The following is an 18,211-nucleotide window of genomic DNA, read 5'->3' as shown; positions in this document are numbered from 1 at the left end:
GCGTTAGGTCAAAGTTGCGTCGGATCCGAAGGATTAGAGCCCTCATGGCAAACCCTCGTCATGTGAACTCTCGCTAGAATCAGCTAAACCTCCGGGGCGGCAATGGCCAGTAGAAGTCAGCTTCGCCAAGCAATCATTGAAGCTCCGGCTTCGCTACGCTTGGAGGGCCTGCCCATCGGAGATCGAGATGATGACATCTATGCCGCAGCCATTGATGGTTCGCTCCGTAGACCGTTGCGCGATCTGGTCTTGAAGCGTATTCGCGCCGAGTTGGGACTGGCTCACGAGACGAATGAAAATTGACAGAGGCCGCGAGGGCTAGGCGACGCTATGTGGTCGCCGGCGACCAGACGGCTGTTTTCGTAAGCGGTTTTCACTTAGCGCCTTCAGCACGTTTCGTGCTCCGAGCATCACCGAGAATCCCACATCCAGCGACACATTGCATCGCTGGCCGATTTGCTTGGCTGCCTGCTGAAGTTTGCGGTGGGATCCCGCTTGGTCTGCATCTCCTTCAACCATCTGTAGCGCAAGATCCATTGCCCTGTTCAAGTGAACTCTTTGACTGTACGGACCTTGCTCTTCGTATCTCAATTTGTACTCCTCGTAGACGTCAAGGTGCATCTCTCTTAGCAACTGCCTATTGAGCCTGAAGCGTCTAAGTACAACTTTCATCTGCGGCACATAGTGGTCTTTCTCGGACGCTTTCAGAACATCTGAAAAGCATTTGGCACATCGCTCGAGCCGCTCCGCATGCCTCCCAACAGGTAGCTTTAACGTTGCATAGCTAAACCAAAGATCCAACAGCGGCTCGGAAGCCGCCGCATCCGGGCTTAGCAAGATGTCGCGTGCTGAGATGGACTGGAGAGCGCAGAGATTGACAATGGCACGAATGGTCGTCCGACCCCTGGTCAAGTTCTTGGTAGCGCGGTAGAATTCCGCCTTGAGAGCGTTAGGATATGCCCGCCTCATCGGATGGCCGTCAACGAGCAGTTTCACGAATCGAACATAGTTTTCGAAGGGAATCTGGGGTTGTGAGGGCGTCGCGCAAAGTTCGATTATGGATGCAAGCTGCTGCTGACCCCATGCCTCGTCGCCAGTAATCGCTGCGGCGGCGCCATCACCGGAAAGCGATTGCTTGCATTTGTGGCATCTTCTGCGCCGCTGGTAGTCTGTTGAGCTCGGCTGGTCCGCGCCACACCTTGAACAGGTGGTTTCGAGCTTGCATTTATGCAGGTCACACTCAGCTTGAATGTCGACGATCCACGATAGCGGCTCATATGAGAGATCATCGTCCCAATCGCGGTAGCACACTGGGCACCAGCGGCGGCGCGTTGTGTCTCGGCCTCCTCCGTAGGTTGCCAGTACGTCCTCCAAAACCCAGAATGTGCCGCACTGCAGGTCGTCCTGGGCGGTCAGCATCTTGAGCGTGCTGATACGGTGACTGAAGTCACGGCTGGGACCGCAATACTTGCCCGAGCCCATGACTTGTCCTCTACGCCCACCAGCAATAGCTGGACCGACTATCGACATCATATTGGCCATGGTCACGCCGACTGTCCACGCTTGCCGTAGAACGTAGTGCTCCAAGGATTCAACTCGCGACGTTCCCACACCCTTCAATTGAAGTGGAGGCAAGGACGACCAGGTAAATCGGTGAATGCTAGACTTCACGGCACACCTCCCCATAAGAGGAGGCCCAACTAGACTTGAGCTGTTTCGCTCTGGCTGTGACGCTTCCAGCCTCCATTGCATCCTCGAATTCCTCGATATCTCGCCAAAGATTGGCAAGATCGTTGTCTGAATAGTAGGAGGCCTCTATGTGACGTTTAAGGATCCGCTCGCTTCCTTCCTGCTTGGCCGCATCCGCAGCTCGCGACAGAAGTTGAGCCACCTCTCCATAGACACCTCCCGTCGCGACCAGTAGATCCGCCGCCATTCGAATCAATAGGTCCTGTTTAGAGAAATTGTGCCTTTCGCTTAGCGACATAAGGAGGCGCAAGAATGGAGCCCGGTCCTCCTTTCTTCTAACGCTATATGGCGGAACCCATATAGACGTCACACTTCGGCGAAGCTCGGATCCGATCGACCAGAGTTGAACTGCCCTGTGGATTCCGCTCATTATCAGCATCGACCCGGCGGACTCTGCTAACGTCATCAAGTGCAATGCATGGTCTGCAGGTGACTTGTCTTTGTGATTCACCAGAAGCGCTGATATTTGATCGATAGCGACATACTTGCAGTCACGCGCAATCATGGACCGCCTTACAGACGACCAACACTCCGCTTCGGTGAGCCTGAGTTGATACCGTCCAAGCTGAAGGTCTCTGTCGCGCACTTCGGCTTGAATGTCCGAAGGGGGAATTGACCGAGGTGATCTGCCCTCCAGCGCCCAAGTCAGAGTCGGCGCGTTAAGCTCTTGCAACAACTCGCGGGCGAGATATCGCGAACTGAAGTATGCTCCAACTGGCAAGCACGCAAACGTCTCGATGGCAGGAACTTTTCCCTTTTCCCACAGGTTTGGATTCCCAAACATCTCACGCATAACGCTCCGACGCATCGTGGTCTTCCCTACACCGGACGGACCGATGACGTAGACCATATGCCCCGGTCTGTGATTGTCTAGGGCTGCCCTCAGTCGATCTCGCGGCCCTCTGTATGCTGAGTGCTGGAGAAGTTCCATCAGAAATCCTCCGCTTTGTCGAGCGCTTCTACACCTTCCTGCGAAGGGCCTATATCTTGGCCCTCGTGACTGGTGGATTCCGCCAGCTCTGCCAGGTGGGAGAGGAGTGCAATCGCAATGATTAATGCAGCCGCGAACCGCCTCCTGGCGTGCAGTTTTCGCGCGAGATCGTCGCGCCGCCGCCTTGCATCGGCGCCCCACCGGAACTGATTTGAGTCGGTAGTCACCATTTCCTTCCCTTAGGTTGGAGATCCCCAGCGCGCCTTCACATGTTCTGATCGCTCAGTGACACTGCCGGCAACCATGCTCATCTCAAAGGCGTCGATGTCCCGCCATAGATTCCTAAGATCCTCACTTCCGTAGTAGGAGATCTCGATGTGTCGCTTGAGAATTCTGCTGCATCCCTCCTGCTTCGCAGCAATATCTGCCCGCCCCAGTAGTTCGACCACCTCAGCGAATACGCCGCCGGTAGCAGCAAGGATATCGTTGGCCATCCGGATTAGCAGATCATCCTGTGATAGCCCGTAGCGAGTGGCCAATGACTTGAGCAAACGAAGGAACGGCAGTTTGTCATCCCGACGCTTATCGCTATATGGAGGCACCCAAACAGTTGTGACTCGGCGTCGCAACTCGGAGTTGACCGACCACAACTGCGTGGCTTTGTGCACCCCAGTCATAACGAACATCACGCCTGTGGCTTCAGCTATCGCCATCAGATGGAGGGTGTGGTCAGCGGGGGACTTGTCTCTGTGGTTGACTAGTAGCGCTGTGACCTGATCGATTGATACGTACTTGCAACTACGCGCTCTCAGGCTTCGCTGCACCATCCCCCAGTACTCGCCTTCTGTCTGTCTTGTTCGCGCTAAGGACGCCCACTCCGATGTTGCTGCGGCGAGCTCGCGTCGTATTCGCAGTTTTGCATCCTCCCCGAGATAGCTTCCGTCCAGTAGCCACGCCAACGTGGGCGCGTGCAACTCTTGGAGAATAGAGACAGCGAGCTGACGCGAACTGAAGTACGCGCCGTGAGGAAGTGTGGCGAATGTCTCGACCAGGGGTATCCGCCCACAATCCCAGCATGCTGGATTGCCAAACATCTCCTGCATTACCGAGCGCCTCATCGTGGTCTTGCCCACGCCCGATGGCCCAATAATGAACACCATATGTCCTGGCCTATGACGGTCGAGCGCCATTCGCAATCGCTTGCGTGGGCCCTCGTAGGCTGGGTGCTGAACCATCTTCATCAGTAGTCCTCCCGTTCATCGAACGGAACGATGTCCTGTGCGATCGCAGGTGGCACTGGTTCGATATCTAGCCTCTCATCGCTGCCGGTCATTGGAACCGGGGCAAGGTGCTCTGTTGCGGGCCTTGCCGCTTGGGCTTGCACTCGGCGCGAATGACGCGCACGGGCAACTTCCTCTTTTCTTTTTGCCGATTGTGAGCGCAACGAGGGTGCCCACAGCAGATGAAACAATCGCTCCTGATCCGACAAAAGCGCATCGCTTTGCACTTTGTTGTGGAAGGCCTTGAACCAATTTCCGTGAACCTTCACGTAGATCACATTTGGGTCACAGCAGTCGCTACGAACTTCACTGGCATCCTCAGTTCGCAGCTCTTGTAAGAGCTCGTCGCTGGTGAACCAGCCATCGATGGTACGTACACCACGCTGCCGATCGATTCGCTTCTTGATCTCCACCTTGATCGAAGTTCTGATCAGGAATCCGTCATTCCATTCGCACGGTGTGCCTAGAGCGCCATAGGCTGCAAGCGCGTCAGCCCTTCTCTCGATCGGCGTTGTATCATCGGGGCCCGGCGTCATCGGAAGGTCGTGATAGACGAAGTTCAGGAATTCTTCGTGTACGCGGACAAAGTCCGTTCTGGCATTGTTTCGGCTCTTGAACTTGCCGTCGACCTTACGTCCCATCTGGTCGGGCCGCGTGCTTCCTTGGAATCGCTGTGCTACTTGTTCGTTGACCTGCTTGATGGCGTTCTCGGCAATGCCATTCCAGGCACTACCAGCCGTTGGTGAGAACCTTAGACTGATCTCGCCATGGCAGAAGTCCTGTAGCCAGCGGGAGGTGTTCTCCGGCCCTCTATCCAGATGGATCAACTTGGGTAGGAAGCCCTGTCTTTTGACGTACTCACGCATGAGCAATGCCAAGGCGTCGGTTCTCGCTGAGCCAAATACCAATGCATGAGCCATCGGATAGCCCGTTGCTCCATCTATGCCGATATAGAACTTTGCTTTGCTTGCTGGGAAGCAGTGAATCAGGTTCGGCGCGCAGCGAACATCTAGATCCGACGCATCCACGTGCAGTGTGTGGCCATATCCGATCGGAGGCAGCGAGCGATGGCGAGGATCGGTGCGTGTACGCGTCGCGTGGTAGGCGCGAAAGCCGCCCGTGGATAGGGCATGGCGCGTTGGGCTCTCGCTTCTTCGTCTGGCATCCAGTCGGCCCCTACCGCAAGGCTCAACTCCTAACCGAAGGCACTCCTCTTCGAACACATAGAGCAAGTCCTTCGGTCTATGTACCCTCCCGGTGTTCCAGTGCAGCGCGATGACGGTCTCTATGGCTTGCTCGTGTTCCGGAAGCAGGCGCGATGCTCGGTTTCCGCTAAAGGCATATTTGGTAAGACAAGCCGAAAGCGCGGATCTTCCTTCGGCAACAGCCTTTCGAACCTGTCGCTGTAGAGCGCCCATCCGTCGTGTTGCGGGCAGACTTCCGGCCTCAATCAGCGCAAGCCTACTGAGTCGCTGGCGTGCCCGCTGGAGGTCGGTAGCGGTTGCGAGCAGCAATGGATCGTCCACAGCTGGTTGCGACTGACCTTTGACAATGGCTCCAAACAGTAGCCCGTCCGCCTCCTTGGCCTGCTCCTTCGTGCCATACAGATGGAAGCGGTCAGTCCTAGCCACGGGAGTGCTCTGCCATGGACCGAAGGCCGCCGATCTTCCCAGCATCCAAAGCGCTAGGCGCGGTGTGAATCCGGGCACCTCGGCGAGGAGACTGTCCAGCAGTACGGGGCGCTTGGCGATTATCCGAGCTGCCTTGGATACTGCGGTAGTTTCATGTTGCTGAAGGGCATCACCGGCTACCGCGTAGCACGCTTCAAGGTTCTGGAGGTACACACCGGTTGGAGTGGGCGGTACCCAGACTCTGAACACCAGGCCATGCTGCTGTGCCCATTGGGCGTAGGGGGAATAGGTCCATACCGCGTCCTGCTTGACCCAAAGGGAGTCCGGAAGCCCCAGTTGGCTCTCCAGCCACGATAGCGGCTTGCACTCCACTAGCTCTACGTGGTCCCTGCGAAATACAAGAAAATCCACATGTGCAGTGCTGATGTGATTGCGCCCGGACGCCGTGGTGCGCTGCACGCGGCGGCATGGTACTTGTACGTAGTAGCCCAGCACCTCGGGATCAAGCTCAAGTTCATAGGCAAAGATCAACTCGCACGTGTGGCTTTCAACTGTTCGCGCACTACCGTTCCTGATTGAGTTGTGCCTAACACGAACGTTTCTTAGCGCCGCCTTGCCTACGGTCTTTGTTCCGCTGCCGGCAACCATGCTCTCGATCTGCCGGATACTGAGCTCACTTGCCTTTATGCGGGTGTAAAGCTGGTGACGGTCTTCAAACGATAGGCCATCAGATTGAGCGTCTGTGGACATGCCGATTCCTCATGCGCACCCCACGGGAGCACCGTCCAAAATGCCTGGGCGAGCCTTACCAGGCGAGTCGGACATAGGTGCCCGTGACAGGCCTGCGCAGGCTTGACAGGGGAGTCAGGGAAGGGGAAAGTATCGGCAAGACCTGAAAAGTCGCCGACCTGAAAACCCGTGAGTCCTACCTCACGGGTTTTTTCTTTCCAACTTCCGGCAAGGGAAGTTCAGATTGGACTAGGTCATGGGCTGCCTGCCTCCCTCGGAGATTGAGGTGCCTGAGATCGAAGGTATGCGCTGACATCGGCGGCGTGAGCGAACCACCCGCGACGACCTTGTGGACGAAACAGCGTCACTGGCAAACGACCTGTGGCGCTTGCCCGCCTAAGTGCCGCCGGGCTATTGAATCCGAGCAGTCGCGACAGGTCTTTGGCCGGCACCAGCCCGCCATAGGTTTGCGCCACCCAAGCCACAGACAATGCATCCGGCTCTTTACTTGGTAGGCTCACGTACGCTCCAGTGATGCTAAGTTCCAGGTAACCCTAGCGCTCTACCGTAGCCTTTTCATCCAGAGAAATTGCCCTTCCAACGTCTAGTTTTTTTGGAGGTTTCCGATGGGGGAGTTACACGAAGCTTGCCAAGCACTCCAAGCGATGCAGTGCTCCAGTTTAGGTCGCCCTGCCTCTGATGCATCGGACAGGCTGCACTCCAGGATTGTCTGGAATACATGGTCTATGGTGGAAGGCGGTGAGGAAGAGCTGAGGGCACGCTATGTTCTTCGGCGCCACAGCCTAGATGGTCCGTTAATGATGCGCAGCGATGAGTTCAGTGCATATCGGCAGGGATTGCGGTCACTATCACCCAGGCGGCGCAAACACCTTGCCCTGCAGCATCCCCAGCTTGAGGAGGTGGTTAAGTGGCCCTTTACAGCCCTCAGCCATCGAGAGTGGGATATGAGGACAGTTGTTGGCTGGAATCGCCTATTTACGTCCAGCGCCGGACTACTCGGAGACCGCTATTCATTCCCAGGCGACACGGCCAGCACTGATGAGAACCGCTTGCCGGTGATGGCATATGACCTGGATGGCCTTTATCAACGAGGTGACATCTATGGCTTTCTCATGCTCGCCTGCGCGTATCGCCTGTTCCACTTGCAGCGGTTGGCTGATCGCCAGTGGTATGCGGCAAGCCACATGATACGAGCACTATCTGGAGCCTGCAGAGATCCTAGAGTGCGCCCATACGCTCATGAGTTGATCACACAGACGAAGCAACTTCTTCGCCTGCTGCCGGACACGAGCTTTCCAATTCACGTGAATGACGACGTGATCTGGGATCAGATCCGGAACGACGTCCACGAGCCCTCCTACTTGATGAGGCGGGCTGCTGAAAGGCGTGGCGTTCACATCCCAGAGCCTGTGAGCCCAATCATCTCCTACCGATACCAAAAGTGCGCCCCTCATCAACAGCCTTTGCTGTTCGCGCGTAACGGGTAGTCTTGTGACCCGACCAGGCCAAAGATCTGCGGCCGGGGAGCGGGGCCGGGAGGTTGGCAGTATCCGCGATCGCCTTCTATTCGAAAGATACCCTCTGGCAATGGGCTATAGGCTGATCCAAATCCAGCTTTCGAAATGCGCCCATCGCTGCAGCGTTCACCACGGAGGGAGCCTTGCTCCCGCAAATCCAGCGCATCGCCTGCATCAATTGGCCGTGGCTAAACACGACCACCTGCTCATGCGCGGAATAGGATTTAAGAATGCGCAGCGCTCGCGCAGCGCGGGCAACTAGCTGGGCAAATGACTCGGCACCAGGTCCATCCACATAGTTTGGATCGCAACGGGACCAGTAGTCCTCTACCCACTGCTTGCGGTCTGCTGCCGAGGTTCCCACGCACCGCTCAGGCGACAGATAAGTGAACTCGTGGACCCCCAGGGGCGCAACGACCATCTTGAAGCGTTCGGCGAGTGGTTGTGATGTCTGCCTAGCCCGGAGGAATGGTGAGGTAAAGATGCGGTCAGGCGCAGCCGACCAGGTCATTGCCAATGCGCGAGCCTGCTCCTCCCCTGCGGCAGTAAGGGCAATGGATTCGGGATCGGCGGTTGCAAATCCCGCATTAGCCATGCTTTGCGCATGCCTAACTACCACTAGCATCTTCCCTCTCCCCTTGTTCTGTTTGTCTTCTGGGCAGGTGCCTGCCGCCCGTCTCGGATGCACCCTGACTCCGACGCATAGGCCCTCTTAAGCCAGTACCTAGTGCTGTTAGGCCGCCTCGCATTGTCGCAATGGTTCTGGACCATTGTCTGCTGCGGCGGGCTACGCTCGTTTGCCTCGCACCACACAATCTTTGCCACTCAAGGGGGGACAAAGCATGGTCCAAACCCTAACAGGCTGCACAGACTTTGGGGTTCCGGTGGGCACCTACTTTGGTGATGGGATCAAAAGGGCTCCGGCCCCTGCCGCAGGTCGAGCGAGCTCGACCACTACCAGATGCGTGGCCGGTTACAGCTTCATGTTGAGGCCGACGAACACACTGCGTCCCGGGGCCGGCGAAAACATCGGGCGGGCGCTGTCCCAGAAGAAGCTGTCGTACCAGGCGTAGGCGTACTGGCGATTGGTGGCGTTCTTCAGCTGCAGGTCCACGCTGAATCGCGGGGTGAGCTGGTAGGCAGCACTGAGGTCGAGCACGGCGAAGCCACCGAACTTGCCGGCTACGTTGCGCTCTTCCAGGTAGTAATCGCCCTGTGCACGCGCCTGCAGGCCCAGCCGCAGCGCATCACCGGCGCGGTAATCCACGCCCAGATTGCTGATGTGGCGCGGGGTGGCAGCCACTTGGCGTCCCTGCAGGGAAACGCCGGCATCGCGGTCGTCGCGGGTGATCTTCGCTTCCTGGTAGGCGTGCGACGCCCACACCGTCCAGTCGTCGCCCAGTTGCAGGCTCAACTGCGCATCCACGCCGCGCCGGCGGGTCTTGCCCAGAATGACCGTGGTTCCGGTGGCCGGCATGTTGGATACCTCGTTTTCCGCATCCTGCTGCCACGCCGCCAGACGTGCCTGGGCGCCCGCGAACGGCTGGAACTTCAGGCCCAGCTCCATGCCGGTGTTGGTGGACGGCTGCATCGGTGCCTGTCCCGGGGTGAGGTAGGCCGGTGCGGTGGACCCGGTCAGCACCTGGAAGGTGCGGCCCCAGTTCGCGTAGACGTGGGTGGTCTGGCCCAGGCTGTGGATGATGCTCAGCTTGGGCTGGCCGATGCTGCCGTAATCCTGCAGCCGAGCGGTGATGCCGTTCATCAGGTGCGTGCGGCCGCTGAAGCGGTCGACGCGATAGGCCGGCACGACCTTCCAGGCTTCGACGGGCTGGCAGACCGCCTGCACGTAGGCGCCCCAGTTGTCGAAGCTGTGGCGATCATTGTTCTGCACCCGCGCCGGTGGCTGGCTGAAGTCGGTGGGTTCGGCGTAGGCGTAGCGCTCGCGGATGTAGCCGTTGTCCTGCTGCTCGTAGTTCAGGCCACCCTCGACGGTAAGCGTGGGCCTGGCCTGCCAGGTGAGCGTGGTGAGCAGGCCATGCTGCCGCTCGTCCCACACGCGGCGCTGGCGCGGCAGGTTGCCGTTGGGCAGGTCGCTGAAGGTCACGCGGCGATCGTCTTCATAGCGGTTGTAGTACAGCCGCGTGCCGAAGGTGAGCGCGTCGGACAGTTTCATGTCCAGGTGCGCGGCGATCTGGCGCATGTCGCGTTCATCGCCATCGTTGCCGTTGCGCAGGTCGCTGCCACGGCGGTGCGTACGCAGCTCCTCGGCGGTCATGAAGCCGGGTTCGTCGGCTTCGTGGTGGTACGCGCGCGCGGTCAGGCCCAAGCGCAAGCCGTCGTCCAGCGAGCCATGGAACCACTTGCCGCCCAGCGAATACTTCTTCGAGGTGTCGTGGTCGCGGTAGCCGTCGCTGGCCTGGGTGCCGACGAAATAGTTCTGCGCGAAGCCATTGGCTTCACGGCCGACCGCCAGCTGCACATCGCGGGTGTTGTAGCTGCCGTAGGCCAGGCGCGCATCGGTGTAGCTGCCACCCTGGCGCGTACCGAAGTTCACGTTGCCGCCGATGTTGTGCAGGCCATAGCGCGGGTCGTTGGTACCGCGCACCACTTCGATGTAGCTGATGTCCAGCGGGAACAGCATGTCGATGAAGCGCTGGTTGCCGCTGTTGACGTTGCTGGGGATGCCGTCAATGAGGGTCTTGATCGCGTTGAGGTAGCCCTCGCCGTTGAAGGCGCGGAAGCTGACCTTGCCCGATTCGGCACCCTGCCGCGTTTCGGTGAGCTGGATGCCGGGCATCTGCCCCAGCAGCTCCCAGCTGTGCGAGACGTTGCGGTCTTCGATCTGGTCCGCGCCGAGCACGTCCACCGAAGTCAGTACCTGGTGCGCACTGAGCTGGCCTTCGCCGTGCTGGTGCACCTGCACCTTGCCGAGGGTGAGCGCGGCATCGGCGGACTGTGCGAAAGCTTCAGGGGCGAACGGCGCGGCCGCCAAGGCGGCCAAAAGGGTGGGAGTCATGGGAAGGGGCGGTTACGGTGAAATGTAATCATATAACATTTCACGCGCCCGCTTTTGCAGCGTCGAGCAAAGCTCGGCGCTACAAGGGCGGGAGCCGGGGGGATTACACCGGGTAGCCGGTGGCTTCCCGTGCCTTCTTCCAGGCGGCTTCGAATTCACGCGCGGAGATTTCGTCGTCCTCGTCGAAATCCAGGAACGACACCGGCTGGTCGGCCAGCAGGAAGCGGTCGTCGCTGTGGGCATGCTCGTCGGCCCAGACCATCCTGGTGCCGTAGATTTCCACCTGCCGCACGATCTTCTCGCCGCGCGCTTCCATCAGCACGTTGCCCTTGCCCAGGCCCGATTCGGCCCAGTGCTTGTAGTACTTCTTTGCGGCGGACTTCGCGCCGGGTTTTGCGTTGTGCTTTGCGTAGGTCATTGCAGGGGCCCTGGCCGCAGGCGCGGCCGGAAAGTGCGGAATGGCGCCATTATCGCCCGACCTCGCAGCGCGCAGGTGGGCGCTTCAGCGGGCCGGCGCTGGCAACGCCACGCCCTTCGGCCACAACATCCAGATGTTGCCCTTCTGCTTCATGTCGCCAGCCAGCTTGCCGGCGGCATCGCCGCTGCCCCAGTACAGGTCCGCGCGCACTTCGCCGGCGATGGCGCCGCCGGTGTCCTGCGCGGCCACCGGGCGCACCACCGGACTGCCGTCCGGGCGCGTGGTGGACAGCCACAGCAGGCTGCCCAGCGGCACCACGGTGCGGTCCACCGCCACGCTGTAGCCCGCGGTGAGCGGCACGTTCAGTGAACCGCGCGGGCCTTCCGGGCTGTCCGGGGTGCGCACGAAGAACACGTAGCTGGGATTGCTGCGCAGCAGTTCCGGCACGCGCGCGGGGTTGGCCCGGGCCCAGGCGCGGATCGCGTCCATGGTGACGTCTTCCTTCTTCAGCTGGCCCTGGTCCACCAGCCAGCGACCGATCGCACGGTAGGGGTGGCCGTTCTGCTCGGCATAGGCCAGCCGCACCTGCGTGCCATCAGCCAGGCGCACGCGGCCGGACCCTTGGATCTGCAGCAGCTGCAGGTCCATCGGGTCGGTCAGCCAGGCCAGCACCGGCGCATTTACGCCTTTGGCGGCGATGGTGCCGGCGTCGTCATAGGGCTTGAGTACTTTGCCCTCAACCCGCCCGCGCAGGCGCTTGCCCTTCAGTTCCGGGTAGAGGCTGTCCAGCTGCACCACGATCAGATCATCCGGCGTGCCGTACACCGGCACCGTGGCCTTATCGGTACGGGTAAGGCTGCCGGGGTAGATCGGCTCGTAGTAACCGGTGATCAATCCGTCGGCCTGATGGCCACCGGCACGCAGCGCATAGGCATCGAGGTCGCGCTGCAGGAACTGGCGGATCGCGGCCGGGTCCTTGTCTGACACGGCTGCGGCGGTGGCACAGGGCTTGGCCCAGGCAGCGTCGTTCTTCAGGCGGGTGCAGCTGCTGCGCCAGGCAACGAAGCCGGCCTGCAGATCGCTGTTTGAGACCGCTGGCAGGGCTTTCCAGTCGACCTTGGCGTAGGTGGCCGCCGGCGGTGAGGTCGCCGTGGGCGCTTCGGAACCCGTGCGGGGAGCGGTGGTGGCGCAACCGGCGAGCACCGCCGCTGCCAACAGGGTCCAGTGCGTGCGCTTGAAGAAGGTAGCGGAATCGATCATGCCGCCATGGTGGCGGGCCGGCCGCTGGGCGGCAACCCGGCGCGGGGTCAAGCGTTCATGCGCGGAGTCACGGCATCTGCAGCAGCAACGAATGCAGGATGCGGGCGTCCTCGGCATCCAGCGCCTTGGGCAGGTCGTCGCGGCCACGGAAACGGCGGTGGAAGGCGGCGACGGTGGCTTCTCGGTTGTCCAGTGGATAGCCGAAGCGGGCCAGCGCATTCCACGCGTCGAAGCCTTCCGGTGCCGCGCCGTCGGCCGCGCGCGGCCACACGCCGAAGCCGGCCTCGGCCAGCTGTTGCCACGGGAAGAAGCGGCTCGGATCCTGCTTGCGCGTCGGTGCCAGGTCGGCGTGGGCGATCACCTGGCGCGGCGGGATGTTCAGGCGGGTGGTGAGGTCGCGCAGCAGCACGATCAGCGATTCGATCTGCGCCGCACTGAACGGGCTGCGGCCATCGTTGTCGAGCTCGATGCCGATCGAGGCCGAGTTGAGATCGGTGATGGTGCCCCATCGCCCGGCGCCGGCATGCCAGGCACGGCGCTCATCGGCGACGAGCTGGTAGCGATGGCCATCGGCGCCGATCAGGTAGTGCGCGCTGACCGGTCCACCGCTGTTGGCGGTACGCAGCGTATGCAGGCTCTGCTGCACCGATTTCTGCTCGGTGTGGTGGATGACGATGATGACCGGCGTGCGCGCGTTCTGGTTGGGCGAAGGCACCCAGGTGGCGAGCGGGTTGCGCGTTTCCCGTGGCGTGGAAGCGCAGGCGGCCAGCAACAGGCAGGCCGAGAGCATCAGTGTGGTGCGGATCGGAGGCATGGCCTGATTGTGCGCGATCTGGCGCGAGGGTGCATGTCACAAGAAAGATTCGGTAGATCCACGCCATGCGTGGATGCGCCACTCCGGCCGTGCCAGCCAACGGTCGGCACCCACCAGAGCAGACCCGGACCCTGTGCCAAGCAAGCTTGGCACCTACCAGAACCAGGACAGGGGAAGTGCCGACCAACGGTCGGCACCCACCACGTCAGTACGCCGCTACCTCAGGCCTCGTAGGCAGACTCGCCGTGCGAAGTCACATCCAGGCCAGTGCGCTCTGCTTCTTCGGTCACGCGCAGGCCCACCACGACCTTTACCAGCAGCAGGATGACCGCGGTCACCACCGCCGACCACACCACGGTGAGACCGACGCTGACCACCTGCACCCACACCTGGTGGCCGATATCCAGATCGGCCTTGGTGCCGCCCAGCGACTGCGCGCTGAACACGCCGGTGAGGATCGCGCCGACGATGCCGCCGACGCCATGCACACCGAACACGTCGGCGGTGTCGTCCACCTTCAGCAGGCGCTTGAGGCCGGTCACGCCCCACACGCAGACCACGCCGGCGACGAAGCCGATGACGATCGCGCCAAGCGGGCCGACCGTGCCACAGGCCGGGGTGATGCCGACCAGGCCGGCCACCGCACCCGAGGCTGCACCCAGCGCCGACGGCTTGCCCTTGCCGATCGCTTCCACCAGGGTCCAGCCGAGCACGGCGGCGGCGGTGGCCAGCACGGTATTGAGGAAGGCCAGCGAGGCCACCGTATCGGCCGCAGCGGCGGAACCGGCGTTGAAGCCGAACCAGCCTACCCACAGCAGCATGGCGCCGATGTAGGTAAACGGTACGTTGTGCGGCTTCAGCGCGGTCTGGCCGTAGCCCAGGCGCTTGCCGACGAGCCACGCGCCGACCAGGCCGGCCACGCCCGCATTGATGTGGACCACGGTGCCACCGGCGAAGTCGATCGCGCCCAGTTCACCCAGGTAGCCGCCGCCCCAGACGATGTGCGCCATCGGGATGTAGCTGAGGGTGAACCACAGTGCCGAGAACAGCAGTACCGCACGGAACTTGATGCGCTCGGCGAAGGCACCGACGATCAGCGCGGTGGTGATGCCGGCGAAGGTCGACTGGAAGGCGACGAACAGGTAATCCGGCAGGCCCTTGATCGGCGTATTGCCCACCGACTCCGGAGTGAAGCCCTTGAGGAAGGCGAATTCGGTGAACGAGCCGAAGAACGGATTGCCGGCGCTGAACACCGCACTGTAGCCATAGGCCACCCACAGCAGCAGCACCAGCGAGAACACCACCAGGATCTGGCTGAGTACCGACAGCACGTTCTTCGAACGCACCAGGCCGCCATAGAACAGGGCCAGGCCTGGAACCACCATCAACAGCACCAGCAGGGTGGAGGTGAGCATCCAGGCGACGTCGCCACGATCATAGGCAGCGGCCGCTTCGGCCACGGCCGGCGCGGCGGCGGTGGCGGCCGGATCGTGCAGCGGCTCGACCGCCACGGTTTCGCTCGGCAGCGGCGACACCTGTGCCTGGGCGTGGGCGCTGCCCGGCCAGGCACCAGCGGCCAGCGCGCTGAGCAGCATCAACAGGCACACCAGATGGAACCGGGCTTGCCACCCGGTGAGAAGGCGCATCTTCATGGGGGAGTCTCCGGAAGGGGGCTTACAGCGCGTCGGCGCCGATTTCGCCGGTGCGGATGCGGATGACCTGCTCGACAGCGGTCACGAAGATCTTGCCGTCACCGATCTTGCCGGTGCCGGCAGACGACTGGATCGCTTCGATCACCGCGTCGGCACGTTCGTCGGTGACGACGGTTTCGATCTTGATCTTGGGCAGGAAGTCGACAACGTACTCGGCACCGCGATACAGCTCGGTGTGGCCCTTCTGGCGACCGAAACCTTTCACTTCGGTCACGGTGATGCCCGACACGCCTGCATCGGACAGGGCCTCGCGGACCTCGTCGAGCTTGAACGGTCGGATGATGGCGGAGATCAGTTTCATGCGCATGTCCCGAGGGTGGATGGGGCCAGCGCGCCAGCGCGCGTTGGCATCAGGCAACCACGGGTCATCAGGATGATGACCGTGGCTGTTGCACCGGACACGTACAGGGCCGGGACGGCCGTGCCTCTCTCCTTGCGCGACCGACGCGGGAGGGAGGGCGGCCCTGGTCGCGTATCCGGTCTCTCTCTTGCCCCTGGATAAGCGGGCCAATGGCTCGCGTTCCAATGCAGCGGACTGACAGTCCGCTCTACAACGGCGGGCCTGCGCCCGCCCTGCGGCTCCCCAGCCGCGAGAACGGAAGCGATGGCGGCGGGTGGGAGGGGGAACCCACCGCCATCGCGCCCGGTCAGCTCGCGTAGTACAGCTGGTATTCCAGCGGGTGGGTGGCCGCGCGGAACTTGGTCACTTCCTGCATCTTCAGCGCGATGTAGCCGTCGATGAAGTCATCGCTCATCACGCCGCCGGCCTTCAGGAACTCGCGGTCCTTGTCCAGCGCTTCCAGCGCCTGGTCCAGCGAGGAGCAGACCTGCGGGATCAGCTTCTCTTCCTCCGGCGGCAGGTCGTACAGGTCCTTGTCGCTCGGTGCACCCGGGTCGATCTGGTTCTTGATGCCGTCCAGGCCGGCCATCATCAGCGCGGTGAAGGTCAGGTAGCCGGACTGGATCGGGTCGGGGAAGCGCATTTCGATGCGGCGCGCCTTCGGATTGGACACCCACGGAATGCGGCACGAGGCCGAACGGTTGCGGGCCGAGTAGGCCAGCATCACCGGCGCCTCGAAGCCCGGCACCAGGCGCTTGTAGCTGTTGGTGCCCGAGTTGGCGAAGGCATTGATGGCCTTGGCGTGCTTGAAGATGCCGCCGATGTACCACAGCGCCAGCTGGCTCAGGCCACCGTAGCCGTCACCGGAGAACAGGTTGGTGCCGCCCTTGGACAGCGACTGGTGCACATGCATGCCGCTGCCGTTGTCACCGACGATCGGCTTGGGCATGAAGGTGACAGTCTTGCCGTTGCGATGCGCGACGTTCTTGATGACGTACTTCATGCGCAGCAGCTCGTCGGCCTTCTGCACCAGGGTGCTGAACTTGGTGCCGATCTCGCACTGGCCGGCGGTGGCCACTTCGTGATGCTGCACTTCCACTTCGATGCCGACCTGTTCGAGGGTCTTGCACATCTCGGCGCGCAGGTCGTGCAGGGTGTCGGTCGGCGGAACCGGGAAGTAGCCGCCCTTCACGCCGGGACGGTAGCCGCTGTTGGCGCCGTCATACTTGGCGCCGCTGTTCCATGCCGCTTCTTCCGAGTCGACCTTGAAGAAGGTGTTGCCCATTTCGTTGGCGAAACGGACCGAGTCGAAGATGAAGAATTCCGGCTCCGGGCCGAAGAACGCGGTTTCGGCGATGCCGGAGGACTTCAGGTAGGCCTCGGCACGCTTGGCGATGCCGCGCGGGCAGCGGCCATAGGCCTGCATGGTGGCCGGATCGAGGATGTCACAGCTGATCACCAGGGTCGGATCGGCGTAGAACGGATCGACGTAGGCGCTGGACGGGTCCGGCAGCAGCACCATGTCCGATTCGTTGATGCCCTTCCAGCCGGCGATCGAGCTGCCGTCGAACATCTTGCCTTCTTCGAACAGCGACGGCTCGACGATGCTGACCGGGAAGGTGACGTGCTGCTCGACGCCACGCATGTCCACGAAACGCAGATCGACGAATTCGATCTGGTTGTCCTTGATCAGCTTCTCAACGTTTTCCACGGACATCGGTACGACCTCGGATGGGGATGAATGCCTGCTGAGGTACAGCAATGACCGTGCCAACTTTTTTGCGACCCGCAAGTCGTTGATTTCCCTAAGCCCGCCCCGCACCGGTGCGGAACAGCGCGCACCAAACGGGTGCAGTCGGCAGCAGGCGCACCCGTTTGGTGCAGCAGGGATCGTCTATCCTCTCGACCTTCTTCCTTCCTGCCGCGCGTGCCCGCACCGTCCATGTCCGACCTGCTCTCCGCCCTGCTGCTGGGCATCCTCGAAGGCTTGACCGAATTCCTGCCGATCTCCAGCACCGGCCATCTGCTCATTGCCCAGCACTGGCTGGGTGCCCGCTCGGACTTCTTCAACATCGTCATCCAGGCCGGCGCGATCGTCGCGGTGGTGCTGGTGTTCCGCCAGCGCCTGCTGCAGCTGGCCACCGGCTTCAACCAGCGTGAGAACCGGGAGTATGTATTCAAGCTGGGGGCGGCCTTCCTGGTCACCGCCGTGGTCGGCCTGGTGGTACGCAAAGCCGGCTGGTCGCTGCCGGAGACGGTCAGTCCTGTGGCCTGGGCGCTGATCATCGGCGGTGTCTGGATGCTGCTGGTGGAGGCCTACACCGCGCGCCTGCCTGACCGCGACCAGGTGACCTGGACCGTGGCGATCGGCGTCGGCCTGGCGCAGGTGGTGGCAGGCGTATTCCCCGGTACCTCGCGCTCAGCCTCGGCGATCTTCCTGGCCATGCTGCTGGGCCTGAGCCGCCGCGCGGCGGCGGCCGAATTCGTGTTCCTGGTCGGCATTCCCACCATGTTCGCCGCCAGTGCCTACACTTTCCTGGAACTGGCCAGGGACGGGCAGCTGGGCAGCGAGAACTGGACCGAGGTGGGCGTGGCCTTCCTTGCCGCGGCCGTCACCGGCTTCGTCGTAGTGAAGTGGCTGATGGGCTACATCAAGTCGCACAGGTTCACGGCCTTCGCCCTCTACCGCATCGCGCTGGGCGCGGCGCTGCTGCTGTGGTTGCCCTCCGGCAGCTGAACAGCACCGGGGCACGGTAACCCCAATGCCGGCCCCACCCCGTTTCCCCCACGGTT

Annotated in this window: 14 protein-coding genes; 1 reads left to right on the top strand and 13 read right to left on the bottom strand. The window is 61.8% G+C overall.

Annotated elements, in window-relative coordinates:
* Positions 1 to 318 precede the first annotated feature (318 nt).
* The 13 genes from ROV95_RS03665 to glnA all read right to left on the bottom strand — a co-directional run bounded on the left by ROV95_RS03665 (position 319) and on the right by glnA (position 17,135).
* On the bottom strand, positions 319 to 1,548 hold the full coding sequence (locus ROV95_RS03665; protein WP_155760249.1) for a hypothetical protein: 1,230 nt from the start codon (positions 1,546 to 1,548) through the stop codon (positions 319 to 321).
* A 112-nt stretch (positions 1,549 to 1,660) separates the two neighbouring features.
* The gene (locus tag ROV95_RS03660) at positions 1,661 to 2,599 is read right to left on the bottom strand and encodes an AAA family ATPase (RefSeq protein WP_228756461.1); all 939 of its coding nucleotides are present in this window, start codon (positions 2,597 to 2,599) and stop codon (positions 1,661 to 1,663) included.
* 80 nt (positions 2,600 to 2,679) lie between these two features.
* Positions 2,680 to 2,907, bottom strand: coding sequence for a hypothetical protein (locus ROV95_RS03655; RefSeq protein WP_155760248.1), 228 nt, complete (start codon positions 2,905 to 2,907; stop codon positions 2,680 to 2,682).
* A gap of 12 nt (positions 2,908 to 2,919) precedes the next feature.
* Positions 2,920 to 3,921, bottom strand: a complete 1,002-nt coding sequence (locus tag ROV95_RS03650; RefSeq protein WP_065195971.1) for an AAA family ATPase — start codon at positions 3,919 to 3,921, stop codon at positions 2,920 to 2,922.
* Complete coding sequence (locus ROV95_RS03645) at positions 3,921 to 6,341, bottom strand: DDE-type integrase/transposase/recombinase (protein WP_081280415.1); 2,421 nt, start codon at positions 6,339 to 6,341, stop codon at positions 3,921 to 3,923. The genes ROV95_RS03650 and ROV95_RS03645 overlap by 1 nt, the downstream gene beginning before the upstream one ends.
* 1,563 nt (positions 6,342 to 7,904) lie before the next feature.
* Entirely contained in the window at positions 7,905 to 8,483 is a 579-nt protein-coding gene (locus ROV95_RS03640) for a histidine phosphatase family protein (RefSeq protein ID WP_099472824.1), read from the bottom strand.
* 348 nt (positions 8,484 to 8,831) lie between these two features.
* Positions 8,832 to 10,874: a TonB-dependent receptor gene (locus tag ROV95_RS03635; protein ID WP_312543093.1), complete on the bottom strand. Its 2,043-nt coding sequence runs from the start codon at positions 10,872 to 10,874 to the stop codon at positions 8,832 to 8,834.
* A gap of 103 nt (positions 10,875 to 10,977) precedes the next feature.
* Complete coding sequence (locus ROV95_RS03630; protein WP_021204073.1) at positions 10,978 to 11,292, bottom strand: hypothetical protein; 315 nt, start codon at positions 11,290 to 11,292, stop codon at positions 10,978 to 10,980.
* Between the two features lie 84 nt (positions 11,293 to 11,376).
* Entirely contained in the window at positions 11,377 to 12,552 is a 1,176-nt protein-coding gene (locus ROV95_RS03625) for an MltA domain-containing protein (protein WP_312543091.1), read from the bottom strand.
* A 67-nt stretch (positions 12,553 to 12,619) separates the two neighbouring features.
* Positions 12,620 to 13,366 (bottom strand): N-acetylmuramoyl-L-alanine amidase, encoded by a 747-nt coding sequence (locus ROV95_RS03620; RefSeq protein ID WP_206621525.1) that lies wholly within the window; start codon positions 13,364 to 13,366, stop codon positions 12,620 to 12,622.
* Positions 13,367 to 13,587: 221 nt separating this feature from the next.
* Positions 13,588 to 15,018 (bottom strand): ammonium transporter, encoded by a 1,431-nt coding sequence (gene amt, locus ROV95_RS03615; protein WP_312543084.1) that lies wholly within the window; start codon positions 15,016 to 15,018, stop codon positions 13,588 to 13,590.
* Between the two features lie 22 nt (positions 15,019 to 15,040).
* Entirely contained in the window at positions 15,041 to 15,379 is a 339-nt protein-coding gene (locus ROV95_RS03610; protein WP_004134334.1) for a P-II family nitrogen regulator, read from the bottom strand.
* Between the two features lie 346 nt (positions 15,380 to 15,725).
* Positions 15,726 to 17,135, bottom strand: a complete 1,410-nt coding sequence (gene glnA, locus ROV95_RS03605) for a type I glutamate--ammonia ligase (protein ID WP_019661939.1) — start codon at positions 17,133 to 17,135, stop codon at positions 15,726 to 15,728.
* 225 nt (positions 17,136 to 17,360) lie between these two features.
* Between glnA and ROV95_RS03600 the strand changes: the two genes are divergently transcribed.
* On the top strand, positions 17,361 to 18,155 hold the full coding sequence (locus tag ROV95_RS03600; protein ID WP_111097740.1) for an undecaprenyl-diphosphate phosphatase: 795 nt from the start codon (positions 17,361 to 17,363) through the stop codon (positions 18,153 to 18,155).
* Positions 18,156 to 18,211 lie beyond the last annotated feature (56 nt).

Origin of the sequence: Stenotrophomonas maltophilia group sp. msm1 (genome assembly GCF_032025805.1) — a bacterium.
Lineage (GTDB): Bacteria > Pseudomonadota > Gammaproteobacteria > Xanthomonadales > Xanthomonadaceae > Stenotrophomonas > Stenotrophomonas hibiscicola.
Note: the sequence above shows the minus strand (reverse complement) of the source record. Positions and strands in the feature narration are given on the sequence as shown.